The organism is Streptomyces sp. NPDC030183 (assembly GCF_055573455.1).
Window position 1 is genome coordinate 1 of sequence record NZ_JBVIBK010000077.1, and the last position, 1,068, is coordinate 1,068.

1 protein-coding gene is annotated in these 1,068 nt (G+C 69.3%); it reads right to left on the reverse strand.

All coding sequences use genetic code 11. From position 1 onward, the window contains the following. Window positions 1–949: IS481 family transposase (locus ACZ4Z2_RS37330; protein ID WP_468082233.1), on the reverse strand; the 949-nt coding region annotated here is incomplete at its 3' end. Between the last annotated feature and the right edge of the window lie 119 nt (window positions 950–1,068).

Consider the following 1,068-nt stretch of genomic DNA (forward strand, 5'->3'; position numbering starts at 1 on the left):
TGTATTGCCCTGAGAGGTTGGGGACGCGGCTGGCGGGTGGTTGGCCCTTCAGCGCGGTGTGTCCGCGGTGGTGATTGTAGGTGTGCAGCCATAGCGGGAACGCTTCGCGGCGCTCGGCTTCTGACTGGTAGGGGCGGGCGTAGGCCCACTCGTCCAGCAGGGTGCGGTTGAAGCGTTCGACCTTGCCGTTTGTCTGGGGCCGGTAGGGCCGGGTGCGTCTGTGGGCGATGCCGGCCGCTTCGAGGGCGTCGCGCCAGTTGCGGGAGCGATAGCAGGCGCCGTTGTCGGTCAGTACTCGCTCGACGGTGATCCCGGCCTGGGTGAAGAACGCCTGGGCGCGGGTCCAGAAGCCGGTGGCGGTCTCCTTCTTCTCGTTGCCGAGGATCTCGCTGTAGGCGAGGCGGGAGTGGTCGTCGACGGCGGTGTGCAGGTAGCTGTAGCCGGCGCCTGCGCGGTTCTTGCGGCCCGCTTGCCGGCCCAGGGTCTTGTGGCCGCCGCCGTCGGGGATGTTGCCGAGCTTCTTGATGTCCACGTGCACCAGTTCGCCGGGCCTGGCGCGTTCGTAGCGGCGGATGACGCGGCCGGTGGCCCGGTCCAGGTGCGTGAGCCGGGCCAGGCCGAAGCGGGTCAGTACCCGGTGCACGGTCGAGGGCACCAGATGCAGCAGGTGAGCGATGCGGGCCGGTCCCCAGCGGCGCAGGACGCGGACCTTGATGACCCGACGCTCGGTGCGGGTTGGGGTGCGGCGCGGACTGTGATGGGGACGGCTGGACTGGTCACACATGCCGGCCTCGCCCAAAGTGCGGTAGCGCTCGGCCCAGCGCTGGGCCGTGGTCGGCGAGACCTGGAAGCGTTCCGCGGCCCGACGCAGGGGCCAGCCGTCCTCGACCACGCAGCGGGCCAGGCGCAGCCGTCCGGTCTCTGTCAGGGGTGCATTACGGTGGGGCACGAGGGCCTTTCGGTCAGGTGTAGACGTCGCAATCCACACCGAACCGGAAGGCCCTCACCTGTTCAAGATCCCCCAGCCGAGACCTGGCTCACTCGTCCACAACCTCCCGAGACAGAACA